The sequence below is a fragment of the Paenibacillus sp. FSL H3-0310 genome (assembly GCF_038002785.1).
In the GTDB taxonomy this organism is placed as follows: Bacteria; Bacillota; Bacilli; order Paenibacillales; family Paenibacillaceae; genus Paenibacillus_AQ; species Paenibacillus_AQ odorifer.
This window is the reverse complement of sequence record NZ_JBBODC010000001.1, coordinates 524,563-544,445: the sequence shown is the minus strand read 5'-3', so window position 1 is coordinate 544,445 and position 19,883 is coordinate 524,563. Positions and strand designations below refer to the sequence as shown.

General features: G+C 48.5%; 15 protein-coding genes. 7 read left to right on the top strand and 8 right to left on the bottom strand.

The features are described 5' to 3' along the window. Positions 1-184: 184 nt before the first annotated feature. Positions 185-700, top strand: a complete 516-nt coding sequence (locus MHH63_RS02555; RefSeq protein ID WP_076142552.1) for a GNAT family N-acetyltransferase — start codon at positions 185-187, stop codon at positions 698-700. Between the two features lie 66 nt (positions 701-766). Here the strand turns inward: MHH63_RS02555 and MHH63_RS02550 are convergent, their stop codons facing one another. The 5 genes from MHH63_RS02550 to MHH63_RS02530 form a co-directional block, all read right to left on the bottom strand. Next, the gene (locus MHH63_RS02550) at positions 767-1,498 is read right to left on the bottom strand and encodes a sugar phosphate nucleotidyltransferase (protein WP_076130445.1); all 732 of its coding nucleotides are present in this window, start codon (positions 1,496-1,498) and stop codon (positions 767-769) included. 47 nt (positions 1,499-1,545) lie between these two features. After that, positions 1,546-2,283 carry a glycosyltransferase family 2 protein gene (locus MHH63_RS02545; protein WP_076142551.1) on the bottom strand — a complete coding sequence of 246 codons (738 nt, stop codon included), beginning with the start codon at positions 2,281-2,283 and terminating at the stop codon, positions 1,546-1,548. Further along, the gene (locus MHH63_RS02540; RefSeq protein ID WP_111505479.1) at positions 2,280-3,200 is read right to left on the bottom strand and encodes a glycosyltransferase family 2 protein; all 921 of its coding nucleotides are present in this window, start codon (positions 3,198-3,200) and stop codon (positions 2,280-2,282) included. The genes MHH63_RS02545 and MHH63_RS02540 overlap by 4 nt, the downstream gene beginning before the upstream one ends. Next, positions 3,197-4,039, bottom strand: a complete 843-nt coding sequence (locus MHH63_RS02535; RefSeq protein ID WP_254848867.1) for a glycosyltransferase family 2 protein — start codon at positions 4,037-4,039, stop codon at positions 3,197-3,199. Before MHH63_RS02535 ends, MHH63_RS02540 begins: the two co-directional genes overlap by 4 nt. Positions 4,040-4,754: 715 nt before the next feature. Next, positions 4,755-9,443: a WIAG-tail domain gene (locus tag MHH63_RS02530; protein WP_341171183.1), complete on the bottom strand. Its 4,689-nt coding sequence runs from the start codon at positions 9,441-9,443 to the stop codon at positions 4,755-4,757. 217 nt (positions 9,444-9,660) lie between these two features. On the opposite strand from MHH63_RS02530, the gene MHH63_RS02525 reads away from it, so the two are divergent. Both MHH63_RS02525 and asd read left to right on the top strand, forming a co-directional pair. After that, complete coding sequence (locus tag MHH63_RS02525) at positions 9,661-10,755, top strand: YheC/YheD family endospore coat-associated protein (RefSeq protein ID WP_076219591.1); 1,095 nt, start codon at positions 9,661-9,663, stop codon at positions 10,753-10,755. A gap of 86 nt (positions 10,756-10,841) precedes the next feature. Further along, positions 10,842-11,633, top strand: a complete 792-nt coding sequence (asd, locus tag MHH63_RS02520) for an archaetidylserine decarboxylase (protein ID WP_076130450.1) — start codon at positions 10,842-10,844, stop codon at positions 11,631-11,633. Positions 11,634-13,115: 1,482 nt separating this feature from the next. On the opposite strand, the gene gpmA is transcribed toward asd, so the two are convergent. From gpmA to pdxR, 3 genes are all read right to left on the bottom strand, one after another. Then, positions 13,116-13,859, bottom strand: a complete 744-nt coding sequence (gene gpmA / locus MHH63_RS02515; protein WP_341171182.1) for a 2,3-diphosphoglycerate-dependent phosphoglycerate mutase — start codon at positions 13,857-13,859, stop codon at positions 13,116-13,118. A gap of 779 nt (positions 13,860-14,638) precedes the next feature. Continuing rightward, positions 14,639-15,424, bottom strand: a complete 786-nt coding sequence (locus MHH63_RS02510) for a helix-turn-helix domain-containing protein (RefSeq protein WP_036679782.1) — start codon at positions 15,422-15,424, stop codon at positions 14,639-14,641. Positions 15,425-15,678: 254 nt separating this feature from the next. Then, positions 15,679-17,184, bottom strand: coding sequence for a MocR-like pyridoxine biosynthesis transcription factor PdxR (pdxR, locus tag MHH63_RS02505; RefSeq protein WP_341171181.1), 1,506 nt, complete (start codon positions 17,182-17,184; stop codon positions 15,679-15,681). 144 nt (positions 17,185-17,328) lie between these two features. On the opposite strand from pdxR, the gene MHH63_RS02500 reads away from it, so the two are divergent. From MHH63_RS02500 to MHH63_RS02485, 4 genes are all read left to right on the top strand, one after another. Next, on the top strand, positions 17,329-17,946 hold the full coding sequence (locus tag MHH63_RS02500) for a pyridoxamine 5'-phosphate oxidase family protein (RefSeq protein ID WP_076184750.1): 618 nt from the start codon (positions 17,329-17,331) through the stop codon (positions 17,944-17,946). A gap of 111 nt (positions 17,947-18,057) precedes the next feature. Then, positions 18,058-19,359, top strand: a complete 1,302-nt coding sequence (locus MHH63_RS02495) for an aminotransferase class I/II-fold pyridoxal phosphate-dependent enzyme (RefSeq protein WP_036679816.1) — start codon at positions 18,058-18,060, stop codon at positions 19,357-19,359. A 150-nt stretch (positions 19,360-19,509) separates the two neighbouring features. Beyond that, positions 19,510-19,629, top strand: coding sequence for a YjcZ family sporulation protein (locus MHH63_RS02490; protein ID WP_212592220.1), 120 nt, complete (start codon positions 19,510-19,512; stop codon positions 19,627-19,629). Positions 19,630-19,723: 94 nt separating this feature from the next. Beyond that, positions 19,724-19,861, top strand: coding sequence for a hypothetical protein (locus MHH63_RS02485; RefSeq protein ID WP_341171180.1), 138 nt, complete (start codon positions 19,724-19,726; stop codon positions 19,859-19,861). The last annotated feature ends 22 nt before the right edge of the window (positions 19,862-19,883 follow it).

Genomic DNA, 19,883 nt, shown 5'->3' with positions numbered 1-19,883 from the left:
CTTTGCTCAAACGCCCTGCTACAGCATATGCGGCAGGAGCCGGGACGGTGCCGGGATCCTCGACAAGTTAAGGCTCTATTCGTGACTGGAATGACATAAAAATCACGTTATTGCTAAGTACATTTAAAAGGATTAAAATGTGAAATGCACAATCCTGAGTTTACCAAAGGTTGGTGGGGAATATATGAAGCTTGAAAGCAAGCGTATCGATCTAATACCTTTAACTGCCCCAGAGCTCACGCTAGCAATAAATAACTATTCGGAGCTACAGCAGCAATTAGGCTTAGCTGCCATCAGTGCGGCGCTTGATGATGAAATGCAATATGCTATGCAGATCAGGCTAAAAAAGGTGCAGCAGGACCCCGACCATTACCTATGGTTAACGAACTGGGCCATCATCCATCGGGAAGATCAATGTATTATAGGATTCATTATCCTTAAAGGTTACCCGAATGAGAAAGGCGAGGTTATTCTAGGGTATGGGATTGATGAGAAATATAGAAGAAAAGGGTATGCAACAGAGGCACTACACACAATTAATGCATGGATTTTCTCCCATCCCCAAGCTGTCTATGTAATCGCTGACACTGAAAAAGATAATACAGCCTCCCACAAAGTATTGGAGCGTCTAGGCTCTGAGAGATACAAAGAAACTGAGGATTTAATCTGGTGGAGGATTTCTAACCCTCGAGCTCTCTGAGTAACGTGTGATTTCAAAGCCCTTGCAGCTATCTATAGTAGGATTACAACAAAAAGATGCACTGCCTTATGGCAGTGCATCTTTTAACTTTTCCCCCGCCTCGTGTAAAGACTGAAACGTTCCCGCATCACTCCACCAATCCTTAAGCACATCATAACTAAGTCTGCGATCAGCGGCGTATATATTATTTACATCGGTAATCTCCAGCTCCCCCCTCTTGGAAGGCGATACCCGCCGGATGATATCAAATACAGCTTCATCGTACATATAAATACCAGTTACACAATAATTGGTCTTCGGATGCTCAGGCTTTTCTTCGATATAAGCAATCCATGCCGCATCTTGACTATCAAACACAGGTACACCGTATCTGCGCGCGTCCTCCACCGGCTTCAGCAACACCTTTGCAGTGCCCGCTGGCTGACGAAGATAACTCTCCACATAAGGCTTCAGATCATCCATAAAAAGATTATCCCCGAGCAATACAACAAATCGTTCCCCTGGGAAAATGAACCCTTCTGCTAAATCAAGCGCCTCGGCAATGCCTCCGGCAGCTTCCTGAATTTTATAGGTCAGAGATACACCAAATGCAGCACCGCTGCCTAAAAAATCCGTGTACAGGCCAGCAGACTGCTTGCTTATGACCAGAAGAATGTCGGTAATTCCTCCCCGGCGAAGCCGGTCTATGCCGTAACAGACCATAGGATATTTGCCGACCGGAAGCAAATGTTTGTTCATAAGCCGGGTCAGCGGTTGAAGTCTAGATCCTGTTCCGCCCGCCAGTATGACTCCTTTCACTTACTTTCCTCCTCTTTATCTACGTCCTTTGCCTTCGGATCTGCACTTCATATAAAATTAATAGGATCTACATTCCATTTATCTATAAAGATCTTGCGATTTCGTTCCACCAGTTCTTGCAGTCCGGTATTGTAAACTTGCTTGAAACTTGCACTTCCTTCATGGTGCACCAAGCAATCCCCGGCGATAAGCAGCCGATATCCCTTTATCCTGGCGCGATAACAATAATCATCATCTTCGTAATGTCCAGGTGAGAATCTCTCATCCAGTAGACCTACGGAAGTTAGCAGCTCTCTTTTGAATAAAAAACATAATCCTACCAGCCGTCTCGTCTCCAGCCATTTCTGGGGATTTGGAAGGTTCGCCCTCTCAGCAGCCTGATGAAAACCTATCAGACCTTCATAATCGGTCTTCACCTGTTGACGTCCACTGGCATAGTTTGTGACTGGTCCAACAATACCTACATCAGGAGCACTATATAGAGCCCTCTTCAGATTAGTTAACCATCCTTGAGACACCACTACATCGTTATTCAGCAGCAGGACTTCATCACCTGACGCTAGCTGTAGCCCCAAATTGCATGCAGTTGGAAAGCCGCGATTGTCTGGCAATGAAATAAACGTTATATGATTCGCACGGCAATAGGTGTCTGTTCCGTCCGTTGAAGCATTGTCCACTACGATAATCTCATAAGGCGGCGGAGTGTAGGCACGAATAGATTCCACACAGGCCCGCAGCAAGGGCAGCGCATTGTAGGTTGGAATAATAATACTCGTCAGCGTCATATCCGATTCCTCCAAGCGGCTACCTGTCTGCGGTACTCACGCTGTGTTTCACTACTTAGCAGACCACCAGCTTTTCGCCGGGAAAGAACCTCATGTAGAGCCTCAGCATGATCTCCTATGATCAGTTTTTCCACAGCATTTCCAACCCCTGTATTTGCCTTGCGCAGCCGATTATGTTTAATAACATTTACCGTTCCTACCTTCTCCACCCGTAACTTTTCTAATACAGAGCGAGCTTGGGCTTTAGGTGGAACCATTAATTCACGGTAGCCTATGGTCTCAAGCGCATGCCGCGAAAGCGCATGAGGAACAGCTGTCATAGAGCTAACCCCGAGATCGTACCTATCCAGAGCATAATTCAGAAACAGTTTGCTGCGGGTGACATCATCACATAATCCAAAGGAAGGCATCAGTGAGTCTAAATCATTAAGAGCTACATCAATTCCGCGATCTACAGCCGCCGTGAATGAAACGAGCTGAGAGGCCGGAATGACCATATCTCCATCCAGAAAAAGCAATATATCCCCGCGACTCAGCTTTGCACCGATAGCCCGGCCCACATCATGTCCGACAGACTCTGGGCAGTGTACTACAATGGCTTGACGATGTTGTCTAGAAATAGGAAAAGAGTTATCACTGCAGCCATTAAGTACGACGATAATTTCTGCAGGTTCAAGCCGTGCAACCTGATGCAGCAGACGGGACAAGGTCTGCTCCTCATTACGCGCGGAGATAATGACTGACAAAGTCCCACGTAACTTCGGTAATTTCAGAGTCTCCTTGCCTGCCTTCGATTGCCGAGACAGAAGCGGGCGAGCAGCAGCGTTGGCTTTTACAGAGCGATTGGCTGACCTGTGACGGATTGGGCGTTTCTTTGCCGTTCGAGCTGCTGTGCCTCGTAAAGTTGCAACCATCATCTCACCATCTCTCTGCGCCGGGCTCCGTCGCCAAAGCCCGCTCTGTTCCCCCGATGTTCCAGCAAGAGGGATACAGCCTCCATATGATCCGCTGTAATCAACTGCTGCAATGGATCTATGCCGTCTTCCTTGCGTCTCACCGCATTTAACTTCCCTACAGGTACTTTGTGAGCGGCTACCACTTGCAGTCCACTAAGAATTGCCTGGGCATGCGCCAGTGGAGGACGTGATAATGAATCGCTCCCTAAAATATCAAGTGCTCTGCGGCTGATTGCGTGCGGAACTGCCGTCATCGAACATCCCTTCAGATCTGGACGGCCAAGCAGAATATTCAGTGCATGTTTAGACAGCACCACCGGATGGGGGGACAGCTTCCGGACCGGACCGGAATAATCATTAAGCGCTATGTCCACTCCACCACTAACAGCAGTGACGTAAGGACGCAGCCCCGAAGCAGGTATCACCAAATCTCCATCTGTAAACAATAGGATTTCTCCCTTGGCTGCCTCAGCTCCCACACTACGGCCAGCGTCGTGTCCAAGCGGCAACTCATAGGAAATAACACGCGCACCTAGCGATTGTGCAATCCCTGCCGTTTGATCAGTGGATCCATTCACGACCACAATTACCTCGCAGCGCGGATGGACCCCTCTGGCTCCAGATATCACTCCCGCAATGGTCTGAGCTTCATTCATGGCTGGAATAATAACCGAAACATAGGGATTAGGATGGTTAACTATAGGGACTACAGCGACTTGCCGCACTGGGCGTGAAGTCCGCCGCTTCATCCGAGAGACCCGCCGCCCTGTGCGGCGGGCAGAAGTTCGTTTGGGCTTCATGCTCATCCACCTTCCTTACAGAGCCAATTCTTCAGGCTGAGGGTTACATCACAGTTTATGTACTATAACGCACAGGGTAACGGCAATTGTCTCCTGTCGTTCTGAAAACAGGACAAATGTACTCCCCACCAAACTTCGGCTTAGATACATTGCGCATAGCCAGCTGCCGCGGACACAACCTGCGGCGGTAACGAACGCAGTAACGCAGCAGGGGGATTAGGTTAGGACGCTATCGGACACAGCCGAATCCGCATCAGGTAATTGTACTTTAGCGCTATCGGACACAACCGAATCCACAACGGATGATTATACTTTTGCACTATCGGACACAACCGAATCCACAGCGGATGATTATACTTCAGCGCTATCGGACACAGTTGCTCCTATTCGCCGCATTATCACACTTTTAGGTTATTAACGGACTCCATAGCAGCTATTGGCATGAAAAGAACCCAATAAGGCTCTTTTTCTATACAATAGCGTCACTAGAGTCCGAAACCAGCCTCAAAAAACGATAAATCTGCAAATAACGCCATCTGGGTCCGTAGTGGCAGCGGATGTTAGACTACCAGGCTATCGGACAGATCCGCAGCCACAGCGAATAATTAGAACCCGGCGATGCTGACAAGTACCGTTCCCCACCAAAAAAACAGAGCAGCGATCTCCAATAAGGAGATTCGCTGCTCTGCTGTTTTTAAGAGGAATTGCTTAAGGTTCAATCAAATACGCGATCATCCGCTGCCGGTTTAGCTAAAGGAGCGCCTATAGCAATCCAAGAGATGACCCCATAGAAATGCGGAGTTTCGCGCAACCGCACCACTTGAATCACTGCTTCTCCATTGGCTCTGCTCTTTAAGGAAGCATAGAAGTAAGGCTGATTGGTCATGGCAACAAGCACATAACCCGTATGCCCAAAGCTCTCATCAAACGATACGGTCACCTCTACACTCTCTGCATCCCCATTGAACATAAATGCTGTCATTCCAAACTGCTGTAGTGCTTCTCGCTTCCCAGCTGTCTGAATCGGACTGAAGGACAGATGATCTGTATTTACAGAGTTCGGTGCCAGATGAGTCCCGTTTACTGCACCTGGGGAAATATGATATTCCTGAACACTTTCTTCTTCCAGATGGCGGGCTTGAATCGCAAACGAAGAGATTTTGGATGCTACTACTGCTTCATCCTGAAGCTCTGTTGTCCCTACTGCACCTTCTGTCAGATGAGCGGACTCGATGCTGCCTTCCTTCAGCTTAGCTCCGTTGATACTGCCATCCGGGAGCAGGGCTGAGCTGCGTGTTTCATCCGCAAGATGCTCTAATTTGATGATGCCAGGCTGCAAATGCCGATCTGCCACGATCTTGTCAGCAAGATGCTCTCCGTAAACACTCCATGGTTGTAAATGTGAAGAACTCACGGAGCCTTCAGCGAGTTTTTCTTCCGTAATGCTGCCATCCGGCAACAAATCCGCACTGCGTACCTCTTCTGCCAAATGATTCAGGGTGATGCTGTCCGATCGAATATGGCGGCCATCCACCGCATCCCCGGCCAAATGACCTCCAGAGACGCTGCCTTGGGCTAAATGGAAAGACTGAATCGTCGCGACTTCAATCTTCTCGCCTGTAATACTGCCTTCCGGTAATAAATCAGCACTGCGCACTTCTTCTGCCAAATGATTCAGAGTAATGCTTCCAGCACGGATATGGCGGCTATCTACCGCATTCCCCCCTAAGTGTCCCCCATAGACACTGCCAGGAGCCAAGTGGTAGGCAGTAATAGATCCACCCTCCAACTTTTTACCGGTAATGCTGCCATCCGGCAGTAACTCGGTGCTGCGTACCTCATCCGCTAGATGTGCTAGCTTGATCTCACCTTTTCCAATATGGAGACCTTCTACTGCAGACGGACTCAGATGAGTTCTATCCACACTTCCAGGCACTAGATGAATTGCTTCTACGGAGGCTTCCGCCAGCTTCTCCCCAGTAATGCTTCCGTCTGGCAGCAGCTCGGAGCTGCGTACCTCATCCGCCAGATGCGCTAGCTTGATCTCACCTTTTCCAATATGGCGTCCTTCTATTGCAGACGGACTCAGATGAGTTCCCTCCACGCTTTCAGGTACAATGTGATTTGAATTTATGGATGCTTCCGCCAGTTTCTCCCCAGTAATGCTACCGTCTGGCAGCAAATTGGAGCTGCGTGTTTCTTCGGCCAAATGAGCCAGCGTGATCTCACCATATCGGATATGACGTCCTTCTATTGTGTCTGGACTCAAATGACTGCCATCTACGCTTCCAGGCACCAGATGATTAGAATTTACGGATTCTTCCGCCAACTTCTCCCGAGTGATGCTACCGTCTGGCAGCAAGTCAGCGCTACGTGTTTCTTCGGCCAGATGAGCTAACGTAATCTCACCTTTTCCAATATGGCGTCCTTCGACAGAACCTGAGCTTAGATGAACGCCTTCCACACTGCCAGGTACTAGATGATTTGAATTTACGGAAGCATGTGCCAGCTTTACTCCAGAAATACTACCGTCTGGCAGCAATTTGGAGCTGCGTGTTTCTTTTGCCAAATGAGCCAGCGTGATCTCACCGTATCGGATATGACGTCCTTCAACTGTGTCTGGGCCTAAATGGCTGCCATCCACACTGCCAGGCACTAGATGTATAGAACTTACGGATTCTTCCGCCAGCTTCTCTCTAGTAATGCTACCGTCTGGCAGCAGATCAGCGCTTCGGGTTTCATCGGCAAGATGAGCTAAGGTAATCTCACCTTTTCCAATATGACGTCCTTCGACGGAACCTGAACTCAGATGTCCGCCTTCCACACTTCCAAACACTAAATGAATAGAATCTACGGATGCTCCCGCCAGCTTCTTCCCGGTAATACTGCCTTCAGGCAGCAAGTCGGAGGTATATGCATCTGCAGCCAGATGAGCAAGCGTGACCTCACCCGGTAGGATATGTCGACCTTCTACAGAACCCGAGTTCAAATGGCTTCCGTTCACACTTCCAGGCAGGAGATGATTGGAATCTACCGATCCTTCTGCCAGCTTCTCCCCAGTTATGCAGCCGTCTGGCAGCAATTCAGAGCTACGTACCTCTTCCGCCAGATGAGCCAGCGTGATCTCACCCGGTAGGATATGACGGCCTTCAATCGTATCGATACACAGATGGCTGCCGTCTACACTACCAGGTGAAAGATGCTGAGAATCCACGGCACCTTTTACCAGCTTAGAGCTATTAATACTGCCCTCTTGGATTTGAACCGCAGAAATAGAATTCGGAAGGATATGACCATTCCCGATAGACAACGGCCGGATATGCGCCCCGCTGACACTGCCAGGATTCAAATGTCTACTTTGAACAGCACTTTCGCTTATGGTTTTCGAACTTACAGCATTTACCGACAAATGCTCAGCTTGAACTGCTGACGCCGCCAGTTTACTCGATTCTATGCTGCCGTCTGCAAGCTTAGCCGAAGTGACTGCTAAATCACTGATTTTATCCGTTGAGACACTTTCCGGTGAAAGCTTCAACGAGGTCACTGCATGATCGGCCAGATGATGAGGCTGCACGGCTCCTGCTGCCAGGTGAATTTCTCTCACCGCAGCGGAAGCCAGCTTATCTCCTGAAACTGAGCCCGATTGAATCGCAGCGGAAGTCACACTATTTTCACCAAGATGTCTTCGTTCCACGGCTCCCGTGGCCAAATGATCCTTATTTACCACAGCATCCTGCAATACACGGCCGCTCACACTGGCATCCGCCAGATGTTTTTCCTCCACTGTACAAAAAGCGATATGTTCGCCACTGACTACTTCACGCGCAATCGTGCTGCCAATCACTGCACCCGCTGCCAGCTTAGCTGCATTTACACTTCCATCTGCCAACTTGGCTGAAGTAACGCTCTGTGCACGAAGATGCTCCCCACCCACAGATTCTGAAGCCAGCTGTTCTCCAGTCACAGCACCGGAAGATAAATGTTGAGTCTGAATAGCTTCTTCCTTGAGCTGCTCCGAGCCGACCGCTTCCGCAGCTATATGCGAATGATTCACTGCTTCGCGTTCCAGATGAATAGAAGTTATGGCTTGCATAGCAATTTGCGGTCCGCGAATGGCGGATTTAGCAATATGTCTTGTGGTCACTGCTTCGTCTGCCAGCTTATGTGGGAGAATGCTTTGGTCAGCAATTTTGGACGAGGTTACCGCTTGCTCCACTAACTGCGCAGTCCCTACTGCACCCTCAGCCAGCTTTAAAAAAGAGATGCTGCGGTCAGCCAAATGCCGACTTGATATTTCGCCATCACCGATATGATTACCATTCACACTTTCTGGGCTTAAATGTACGCTTCTTACGACATCTGCACCAAGTTGCTTAGAACCTATAGCTCCATCAGCTAAATGCCCGCCTTCGATAATACCCGACTGCAGCTGTTCCTTACCGATCAATTTGCTGGCAAGCTGATCAGAACCAATCGCTCCCGGGGCCAGATGTCTGGCGGTTATCAAAGCGTCGCTAAGATGGCGGCCTTCAATGACAGCATCCGCTAGCTTTGAGCTGCTGATTTCACCATCAGCTATTTTATCGCCAGATACCGCTGCATCGGCCAGCTTGGAACGGTCAACACTGCCGTTTGCCAGGTGGCGGCTTGTGATGCTGCTGCTTCCTATTTTGTCACTAGTAACGGCTCCATCTTCCAGTAAATCCGCAGTAATAATCAAATCGCTTAAATGGCGGCTCTCAATAGCTTTATCTGCAATTTGACCGCCGCCTATAATCCGATCAGCCAGCTTCTCTGGACTAATACTGCCATTTTTCAGCTTCTCTCCACTGATCGAATGATCCAGCAGCTTACCGCCACTAACGCTTCCTTCTGCTAAATGCTCGCCCACTATCGATTCTGGTGCGATTTTTGCAGAAGTGACTGCCTTGTCCGCGATATTGATACTCTGTACAGCGTAATCTTGCAGCCAAGGTGTACCAATAATGCCGAACTTTAGCTTAGAACCGTCAATGGTACGTGGAGCGATTTTGGCTCCGGTCACCGCTGCATCCGAAAGATCATCTGTATAAACGGGCTGAAAACGTTCTTTCTCTGGAGGAGCGAACCATACGGTTTCAGGAAGATTATCCGCCTGTTTCTGAAGCTGCGCTTCCTCTATAAGCTCCGGCTCCAATTGTAGAACTGGAGCAGAAGTTGGCTCCTCTAGAACGACTTCAGCTATTGCTCCCCCACTTACCTGAACTTCCGCGATCTCTGCTTCACTGACTCCGTCACTGTTATTCCCCGAGCTTCTAGAGCTGCTTTTGGTATCCAGCATACTCAGTTCCTCTTTATTGGGATTATCTACAAAATAGAGTCGTTTCTGTGGACTGCGCGGCTGCTTTTTTTTGGAACCCCTCACAAGCAGTCTCCTCCTTCCATCTAATGTTTCTCCTAGGCATCATATGCAGCGGTATGGGCTTATGACACCCTTTTGCGATGAGGCCTTCATAAGATTATGTATAAAAAAAGGCATCTGCCTTCGCGCATTCGTCCACCCTGACACGCGGGTACAAACATACTATGACAAGAGTAGAAAAAGCAGGGATCATGTAACCGATGAAACAGGAGGAACAAACATGGGGCATAAGCTCGTTGGAATATTACTAAATGCCGATATGCACCGGGGCGTTCCCCGGCTAAAAACAGGACAGGAGTCTCTATCCAACTATGAAGAGGCCGCGGCGGCATACGGTTTAGTCCCTTGCTTCCTGAAGCTCGCGGACATCGATACGGACACAGGCTTTAGTGCCGCCTATATAAAGGGAGCTAATGGATATAAAAGCGTAGTTGTTCCTACGCCTGCTGTTATCCATAACCGGGCAATATACAGCAAAAACAGCCCTGGAATGCAGCGTCTGCTGAAGCACTATCCCCTGATTTTCAATACATGTAATCGATACGGCAAAGATGAGATCCATCAGCTGCTTGAAAAAAATACGGAGCTTCGCGAATATTTACCCGTAACAACGAGAGTCTCAGGCCTAAAAGAAATGATGAATCTTTATCCCGATCTCATTCTTAAACCTTGCCGGGGAAGTATAGGGAATGGGGTCATGCGGCTGGTCCGCAAGGGAGCTCAGCGTTGGACCTTGAGCTACCTCTCCCCTTCGATGCAGCGCTGGAGAAGTATTCCCGTCAATCAGGCGGCGTTGCCACAAGCGCTCCGCGCACGCCTAACCTCCGTGCCTTATCTTGTACAAGAACGTATTCCCCTTGCTGAGATTGGAGGACGTCCCTTTGATCTACGCGTCACCGTTCAGCGCGGCTGGGGAGGAGATTGGCAGGTCACTGGGCTCTTCGCCAAACTGGCTGCCCCAGGGGGCTTTGTCTCCAATATAGCCCGCGGAGGAGAAGCGTTAAGCTCCTCCCTCGCGCTCGAAAAGGCCTTTTCAAGATCCACAGCGGCCCACATCCGTATGTCTGTCGAAATACTTAGCCTTGCAATCGCACGGTGTCTGGAGCAAGACCTTCCCGGACTGGCCGATATCGGACTGGATATAGGCATTACTAAGGACGGACGACTCTTCTTCATAGAGTGTAACGGTCGTGACCAACGCTACGGATTTCATAAAGCCGGCCTTACGGAAATTTGGAAAGACAGCTATCGCAGACCTATGGGATACGCGCGTTTTTTAATAGAAACGAACAGTACGGTATATAACAGTTATTGATTTGTCTCCTATTCTATGTCAATATAATGCAGAGCAGAGACGACCCGTATACAACCGTACTGCTGCATTATGGAAGGGAGATGGGCATGGTAAAACAATTGCTACGGCTGATGACCGAGCTATCCTCACACCGGTGGCTTTCACGGTTAATGGGATCTTTTTCTCATAGTAGAATCAGCCGTTTTCTTATCCCGGCATTTATTAAGACTTATCAAATCCCCTCCGCTCAAGCGGAGAAAAATCCTGGAGAATATCTCACTCTTAATGAGTTTTTCAGCCGCCGGCTGAAGCCGGGCATGCGGCCTATTGCAACCGACGCTGACGCTTTGGTTAGTCCCGTAGACGCAACGATTACTGCTATGGGTGACATTAACGCAGGTACGATTATGAATGTAAAAGGGCAGGATTATAAGATCGAGGATCTCCTTAATCACTCCCCGCATCTGGAGCTGTACAAGAAGGGTTTTTTCTTCGTTCTTTATTTGAGTCCTACCGATTATCACCGGATTCACTCTCCCCTTACCGGACAAAAGGTGGAGAGCGATTATATTCGCGGACGGGCCTATCCTGTCAACGATTTCGGAATGCGACATATGAAGGGTGTCCTGAACCGCAACGAACGTCTCATTACGTATATTGCCGGGAGTCACGGGGAAACCGCGGTAGTAAAGGTAGGCGCAATGAACGTCAGCAGTATCCGTTATACGGATGATACGGCTGCCGAGTGGCAAATAGGCGATGATCTGGCTTATTTTGAGTTTGGCTCCACCGTAGTGCTGCTCACGGAAAGCGGTACCTTTACCCCGAGACCCAAGCTTGAGGTCAACTCAAAGGTAAAAATGGGCGAACTACTGGGAACGTTGCATCGACCTTTGTAGGGAGATTTAGGCGAATTCCCAGAAAAATTAGAGGGTGCCTCAAAAGCCATGAAATGGCTGCTGGGGTGCCCTCTAATTTTGGGGACTTCGTGTGGAGCACAGTTGCGGACGCGAACGCTCTAGCTATCGTCCAGCTATCACCTACCTATCGCTAGCCAACGTATACATATCGTCTAGCCATCGTACACCTATCGCTAGCCAACGTACACCTATCGCTAGCTATCGGACCCAGCTGACCTTATACGCGGCTTTTTCGCACATTTGCAATTCTATCGGACTCCACCGCAGCTATTGGCATGAAAAACACCCTATTTGCGCTAGATCTTAGGCAATAGCGGCGCTGGAGTCCGAAACTCCGCCCAAATGGCGATAAATGGGCAGATAGCGGCTGCTGAGTCCGTAAGCATTTGCAGAGCGTTGGGGGAGGTTGCTCGAGCGTTAGTTGAGGGCTAGTCGAGTGTTAGTTGAGGGCTGGTTGAGGCTGGTCAAGAGCTGGTCGAGAGCTGGTCGAGAGCTGGTGGAAGGTGTGTGCTCGCCGCTATCGGACCCAGATGACCTTATACGCGGTTTTTTCACACATTTGCGATTCTATCGGACTCCACCGCAGCTATTGGCATGAAAAACGCCATATTAGAGTCGATTCTTGGGCAATAGCGACGCTGGAGTCCGAAACTCCGCTCCAATAGCGATAAATGGGCAGATAGCGGCTGCTGAGTCCGTAAGCATTTGCAGAGCGTTGGTGGAGGTTGGTCGAGCGTTAGTTGAGGGCTAGTCGAGAGCTGGTGGAAGGTGGTCGAGCGTTAGTTGAGGGCTGGTCGAGAGTTGGTCGAGAATCAACGGAAAGTTGGTGAAAGGTTAGCCTCAGCGCTATCGGACCCAGATGACCTTATACGCGGCTTTTTCACACATTTGCAATTCTATCGGACTCCACCGCAGCTATTGGCATGAAAAACGCCATATTAGAGTCGATTCATGGGAAATAGCGACGCTGGAGTCCGAAACTCCGCTCAAATGGCGATAAATGGGCAAATAGCGGCTGCTGAGTCCGTAAGCATTTGCAGAGCGTTGGTGGAGGTTGGTCGAAAGTTAGTTAAGGACTAGTCGAGCGTTAGTGGAGGGCTGGTAGAGTGTTGGTCGAGAATCAACGGAGAATTGGTGGAAGGTTAGCATTCAACGCCATCGGACCCAACTGACCTTAAACGCGCCATTTTCGCACATTTAATTGGTCACAAACACACTAATAACAAAAAGGACAGCCCCAAGGCTGTCCTTTTATCTTTTCATGTAACCCACCTATTACGCCTGTTGCGCCTATTTAACCTAATACACCTGTTATGCTTATTACACCTAATACGCCTGTTACGCTTATATAACCTATTACACCTGTTGCGCTTATTTAACCTTTACGCCCCGTTTTGCTTATTACTGTACACCCGTTATACTCAATACACCTGCTACGCCTATACGCTTATTACACGCCAATTACACATGTCCCTGCTTAGCAACATCAAGCGCCTTGGCCGCTACCTGTTCCGGATCGCCTAGATAAAAGCGACTGATAGGATTCATGTCCTCATCCAGTTTGTACACGAGTGGTACTCCGGTAGGGATATTGAGCTCCAGTAATGCCGCTTCATCAATATCCTCCATAAATTTAATCAATGCACGCAGCGTATTGCCGTGGGCTGAGATAAGCACCCGTTCTTTTTTACGCAAAAGAGGTACGATCCGGTTTTCCCAGAAATCGCCTACACGATGTACAGTGTCCTCCAGGCTCTCTCCACGCGGGATATCTCCCGGACGAACACTGCTGTAGCGAATATCGTTTCTGGCATACCTAGGATCATCAAGCTCCAGCAACGGGGGTCTCACCGATAAACTCCGCCGCCAGATATGCAGCTGCTCATCTCCATATTTTAGTGCTGTCTCGCTTTTACTTAATCCCTGCAATGCCCCGTAATGGCGTTCATTCAATTTCCAAGACTTTTGCACGGGAATCCACAGCAAATCCATCTCATCCAGTACATAGTTAAGAGTTTTAATCGAGCGCCTGAGTACCGAAGCAAAAGCCAGATCAAATGTATACCCAGCGTCCTTCAACAGCTTACCAGCAGTCTTTGCCTCTTGGATACCCTTCTCAGTTAAATCCGGGTCACTCCAGCCTGTGAACAAATTCTGTACATTGTACTGGCTCTCACCATGACGTATAAGTACGATTTCGTACATTTTCTCTCTCTCCTTCCAACTATGAACCTTATATATTCTACCGACGAACAACATTATGCGAAACGTATCGCAGAAAGCTCTCACCTTAGTAATAACCCAATCGTAGAAATAAATATCTACCGCTACCTCATAGTTAGACCAATTAAACATCCTCAAAGGTACGTGAATGAGGCGTGCATGGAGCGTGAATGGTGTGTGGATATTGCGGTAAATGAGCGTATGCTTCATTGCAGAATGTGCAACAGAAAATCTTAACTTTCACTTGAAGATACATTACATTGTACTTCGTGCAATAGATTATCGTGATAATCTCTAGAAAGGCTGTTTCTGCTGAATTTGAATGTAAGATGTGTCACAGAATTCAAATTGTACTGCTATTAGAGTCAATCTATTGTACAAAATACAACGTGAGGCACGATGAAATGCGCATCAGTTACTCTAATCTTCGACTTAAGTTCATTATATATATCATTTTCTAACAACACAAAAAAACCGGATGCCTCACGGCCCCGGCTATTTATATTTTTAGTCATATCATGCGATTCTATGCTTGCTTGTTCAATTAGAACCAGCTATCCACGACAAAAGCATTCGCCTGCTTTAACCGTTTTAAGCGGTTTCTAAAAATACCTCCGCCTCCACTCTTACAATCCGTGTTGCAAATTCTGCGTCTGATGATCATGCCAAGAGTCTCCTTCCAAGAAGTTATGTAAATTCTCTGTAAACTAAACTGCAAAGTATTTACCCTTGGTTGAACAAACTGAAACAACAAAAGTGAATCAGCGGATCTCAGATGGACTTTTTCCGGTATATTGCTTGAACTGGCGGCTGAAAAAGAAAATGTCACGATACCCAAGCGCATCTGCTACCTCAGTAACATTCATTCCCGCGTACAGCAGTAAATGCTGAGCACGCTCAATCCGGGCTCGGATGACATAAGACTGCACAGAAGAACCCGTAAGCTCCTTGAACTTAATTGAAAAATACCGCGGTGAAAGCCCCGCACGAGCAGCAAGATCCTCTACACGATGTGCAATCCCCGGATGCTGGCTCACATAGTTCGCTATTTCGTGAATGATTTCTGTCAAATGATTGCTAACATAACGTTCTACTGGCTTCACACGGTCCTCCCTCAGCAGATGAATCATCAGCTGCTTCAGTACAAGCTGCCCTTCTTCCTCAGCGGCGTAAGTATCCACCAGAAATAGTCGAACGTACCGAGCAAGCAGATGTTCAAATTCAACGGTTTCTGTAAGCTCACGATAGGGCAGCGGAATATCCGTCACCTCTTCGGAGACATCAAAATGAATATATGTAAGTACAAGTGGCTTTTGCGGATTATGTGTAGCACTTGTATGGTCACCCGGACGAAAAAGGAAGCAGCTTCCCTTGCCTACTTGAAAGGGTTCATCGTTACGCACAACCGTCCCTTCCCCGCTCCATACATAAAATAAATCATAATTTTGCAGCGACTTCTCTCTTTTTTGCCATTTCCAGCCCGGCTCGCATACAATCTTAGCCAGAGCCGGCAAAATAACAAAAGAGGACGGCGATGCATGCAGCATAACGTTCCCTCCTAAAAGTTTTGTTAGCATAACCTACTTTAAACCTCTTCGCAAAACTTGCTTCGTAAGCATCCGCTTTGTTTTGTTAGCAAAACTTGTCTCGTAAGCATCCGCTTAGTATTCTCAGCAAATCTGCTCTTTCTGACTTCGCAGTGTCTATATAGTTTTGTTTAGCTTAATCTACTCCGAGTTTCTTCGTCAAAATTCGTAAGCATTCGCTTAGTTTTGCATTTCATCTTCTTTATCATACCTTGTCATGTTGCATTTTGTACATCTTCCCACGCCAGATGCAGGCTTGTTATCCCTTCCTCCAGCTCCGCGGCATTCAGATGGGCAAAAGAAAAACAAGCGGCCGGCGCTCCCGGTGATAGCTGATATAACGCGGCATCTCTAAAATCCGTGCCGCGCCTAAGCGCTGCCGCTCGGAAAGCTACAAACTCTTCGCTGCTGCGCAGCCAGCGGGCATATACATGCAAGCCTGCATCACCAGGCAGCAGCTCGAAGAGCTCCTTAAGCCGTTCCGACAGCAGCGTCCTGAGGATGCGTCCGCGTTCACCATAGATGCGTGTCATCCGGCGAAGATGACGGCCATAGCCGCCTGTATTCATGAACCGCGCCAAGGCTCGCTGCTCCAGCAGCCCTACCGGCAAGGGCTCATATAGCGCCTTGGCGGCGATAGTCGGCTTTACTAAAGAGGGCGGAAGCACTACAAAGCCGAGCCGCAGGCCTGAAAACATCGTGTTTGAAAAGGAGCCCACATATACGACCCGCTCTTCACGATCCAGTGCTTTTAAGGGCTCGATGGGCCGCCCAGCCCAACGGAACTCACTGTCATAATCATCTTCAATAATTACTGCATGATGCCGCTGCGCCCATTCCAACAAGGTTCGGCGTCGTTCCAAAGGCAGTACCACACCCGTAGGAAATTGACGGCTCGGCGTAACAAACAACAGCCGGGCATCCCAATCCTCCGGAATAAGACCATTGCCATCCAGCTTCCCTGCCAGCAATCGGCCTCCAGTGATCTCTACGGCTCGGCGAATCCCGTGAAAGCCCGGGTCCTCAACGACCGCTGAGCCTCCTGCATCCAGCAGCAGCTGCGTCAAAATAACGATGCCTTGCATCGAGCCGCTGAACAATACGATATGCTCTGCATCCGCGCGAATCCCGCGGGTAATCCGCAGATGTGCAGCGATAGCTTTCCGAAGTCCTTCATCGCCTTGAGGTGGACAAGTGCTTTGCAGCAATCCACCTTCCTTCCCTCCGGCATAAGAGAGCGCACTGCGCCATTCGGAGTATGGAAAATGTTCCATCCGCATACCACTACTCTGGAAGCTCACTACTTTCTTGTTACTCTTTCCATAGAAGGGTATCGGGCGCGCAAGCAGCCGCTTTCCCCATGCCGAGATTGGAATCGTAGTCTCGCTTGCACAATCTCCTCCAGCAGCATCTGCGTCTTCACCCAAAGCCCGGTTCTCACCGTCACTGCGACTGGCAGCTGAAGCAAAGCTATCTTCCGATACGAATGTCCCCCGCCCCGTTTCAGTCCTTACATAACCATCAGCGAGCAACATTTCATACACCTGCGAGACCGATCCGCGCGACAGCTCATAGTGCTTAGCAAGACTTCGTGTAGACGGCAGCGGAGTGCCTCCCGGAAGTGTTCCTTCCAGTATTCCTGCACGGAGCGCGTGATATAACGCTAAATATTTGTAACGGTGTATCGCCAGATATTGATCGTATGCCAGCGTGATATTCATCGTTATCCTCCTTGACCAGCAAGTGGTCCATTAAAAACTATCTTAATTGGTCCTTTTTAATTGTCAACCACTCTACTATTCTTTAAAGAACATTTACATTGGAGCAGACGCTCTAGACTAAAAAAGAAAGAGGACGTGATCCCTATGCGCAGAAAAGAATTCAAAGTAGATCGGGAGGAAGAATTGGTCTCTTTTCTTAACGGAATGAGTTTTGGTTTTCTCGGTACAAGCGATGAACAGGGGCAACCGCGGGTGACACCGCTGAATTTTGTATATACAGATGGTTGTTTCTATTTCCATGGCAGTCATGCTGGTGGCAAAATGAAGTCGATCCGCAATCAGCAGAAGGTCTGCTTTACGGTAGCGGATGAGTATGCCCTTATCCCGTCTTATTTTAGCGATCCCGAGCTGGCCTGCCCAGCAACCGCCTATTTTAAAAGTGTGACCGCCTACGGCACAGCCGAACCTGTTGAAGACATTAGTGAAAAAGCCAGTGTACTCTCCTTATTTATGAAAAAGCTCCAGCCCGAGGGGGGTTATGATTCCATCGATGCAGAGGACCCTAAATATCGTCCCCGTCTAAAGGGTGTTGCCGTTGTGCGCATTACCCCCGAGGAGATCACTGCGAAGTTTAAGTTTGGGCAAAACCTAAAAGAAGAAGAGCGCTCCGGCATCATTTCCGGCCTGTCTGAAAGAAATAATCCGCGTGATGAAGAAACGATAGAAATGATGAAAAAATACTGCCCTTTCCACGCCGAATGATATTTTTTAAAAATCGTATCTTTCCAAGTGACGGTTGCAATTGGCGGTGATATAATGTTAGGCAATGTTAACAGTATGTTATCCCCAAAGAACCCTGGAAGGATGAAACTGATGAATCCACTAGCTGGACAATTAAACGAAAGTATCAAAGCAGGAAATGAACATGTGTATGATATGCTCTCTACGCTTGGCAAAGAGATTTACTTCCCAAAAGAGGGCATCCTGAGCCAATCCGCTGAAGCAGGAGCTCACGCCAAGAAATACAACGCAACCATCGGTATTGCTACTGAAGGTGGCGTACCTATGCACCTCGGCGTCATTCAGGATAAACTCTCCGCTTACAGTCCTAAGGATCTTTATAGTTACGCCCCTCCGGCAGGTAAACCAGAGCTGCGTACTGTATGGCGTGAAAAGATGCTGCGCGAAAATCCATCGCTAGAAGGTAAAACCATCAGCAATCCCGTTGTAACCAATGCCCTGACTCACGGGCTTAGCATTGTCGCTGACCTCTTCGCAGAGCCAGGTGACGCGATTATCTACCCGGACAAGAACTGGGAGAACTACGAATTAACCTTCGGAATCCGCCGCCATGGGGAGACCGTTAACTATCCGCTGTTCACAGAAGAAATGACGTTTAACAGTGCAGGTCTGGAAGACGCGCTGCTTGCTCAAAAAGAACGCGGCAAAGCGATTGTGCTGCTGAACTTCCCTAACAATCCTACCGGATATACTCCAGGGATTAAGGAAGGCGATGAGATCGTTGCAGCTATCCTTCGTGCGGCTGAGGAAGGCATCAACGTTGTTGTTGTAAGTGATGATGCATACTTCGGGTTATTCTTTGAGGATTCACTTAAAGAATCGCTGTTTGGCAAACTGGCTCATCTGCATCCTCGTGTGCTTCCAATCAAGATTGACGGTGCGACCAAAGAAGAATTTGTCTGGGGCTTCCGTGTGGGTTTCATCACTTATGCCTCGGAGGACAAAGACCTGCTGGCAGCATTGGAGCAAAAAACACTAGGCATCATCCGTGCCACCATTTCCAGCGGTGCGCATCCTTCGCAGACCTTCGTACTAGACGCCTTGAAATCTCCGGAATTCGAAGCACAGAAGGAAGAGAAGTTCCAGATCATGAAAGGCCGTGCGAATAAAGTAAAAGCACTGCTGGATAGCGGCAAATACGGCGAGGATGTGTGGACGTATTATCCTTTTAACTCCGGTTACTTTATGTGTCTGAAGCTGCACACAGTTGCGGCTGAAGATCTCCGGCTTCACCTGATTCATAATTACGGACTAGGCACTATTGCTTTGGGTGAAACTGACCTACGTATTGCTTTCTCATGTATCGAAGAGGAACAGCTCGAAGATCTTTTCGATCTTGTATACGCAGGTGTTCGCGATTTAGAAAAAGCCTAACTGAACTTTATATAGCTTACAATCAGCTCCGTTTTCATGGAGCTGATTTTTTTTGTACACGAATCCGACATTGGCCTATACACGCCCCTCTCTCCGCACATACAATACGATGTACTCAAGTACAACACACACACCGAAAGGGGAATGAACATGAGCGAAGAAGTTAGAGGCGGATATGGATGTTGTGGAGGTGGCCCATTCACTAGCACTGGCGCCATCCTGGTTCTCTTTATCTTGCTGGTTATCATCAGCCGTTCACTTTTTGTCTAACCATTAATGACAGTCTCGGGAGAGAGCTTTAAGCTCTTTCCTATTTTCAATCCCTTTTTTTACAATAGACGTGGGTGTCCAGTAGGTCATGATAATGGCTGCTGTGACGTCTGCGTCTTTTTTTAAAAATTCCACCTTGTTCTTAGCACCAACCGCACCAACCGCACCAACCTTAGTTACCTCAGATCACATTTGCCGCACAAAAGCAGCTATCGGACACCGCAGACCCTAAAGGCAGTATAATCCCATATTTG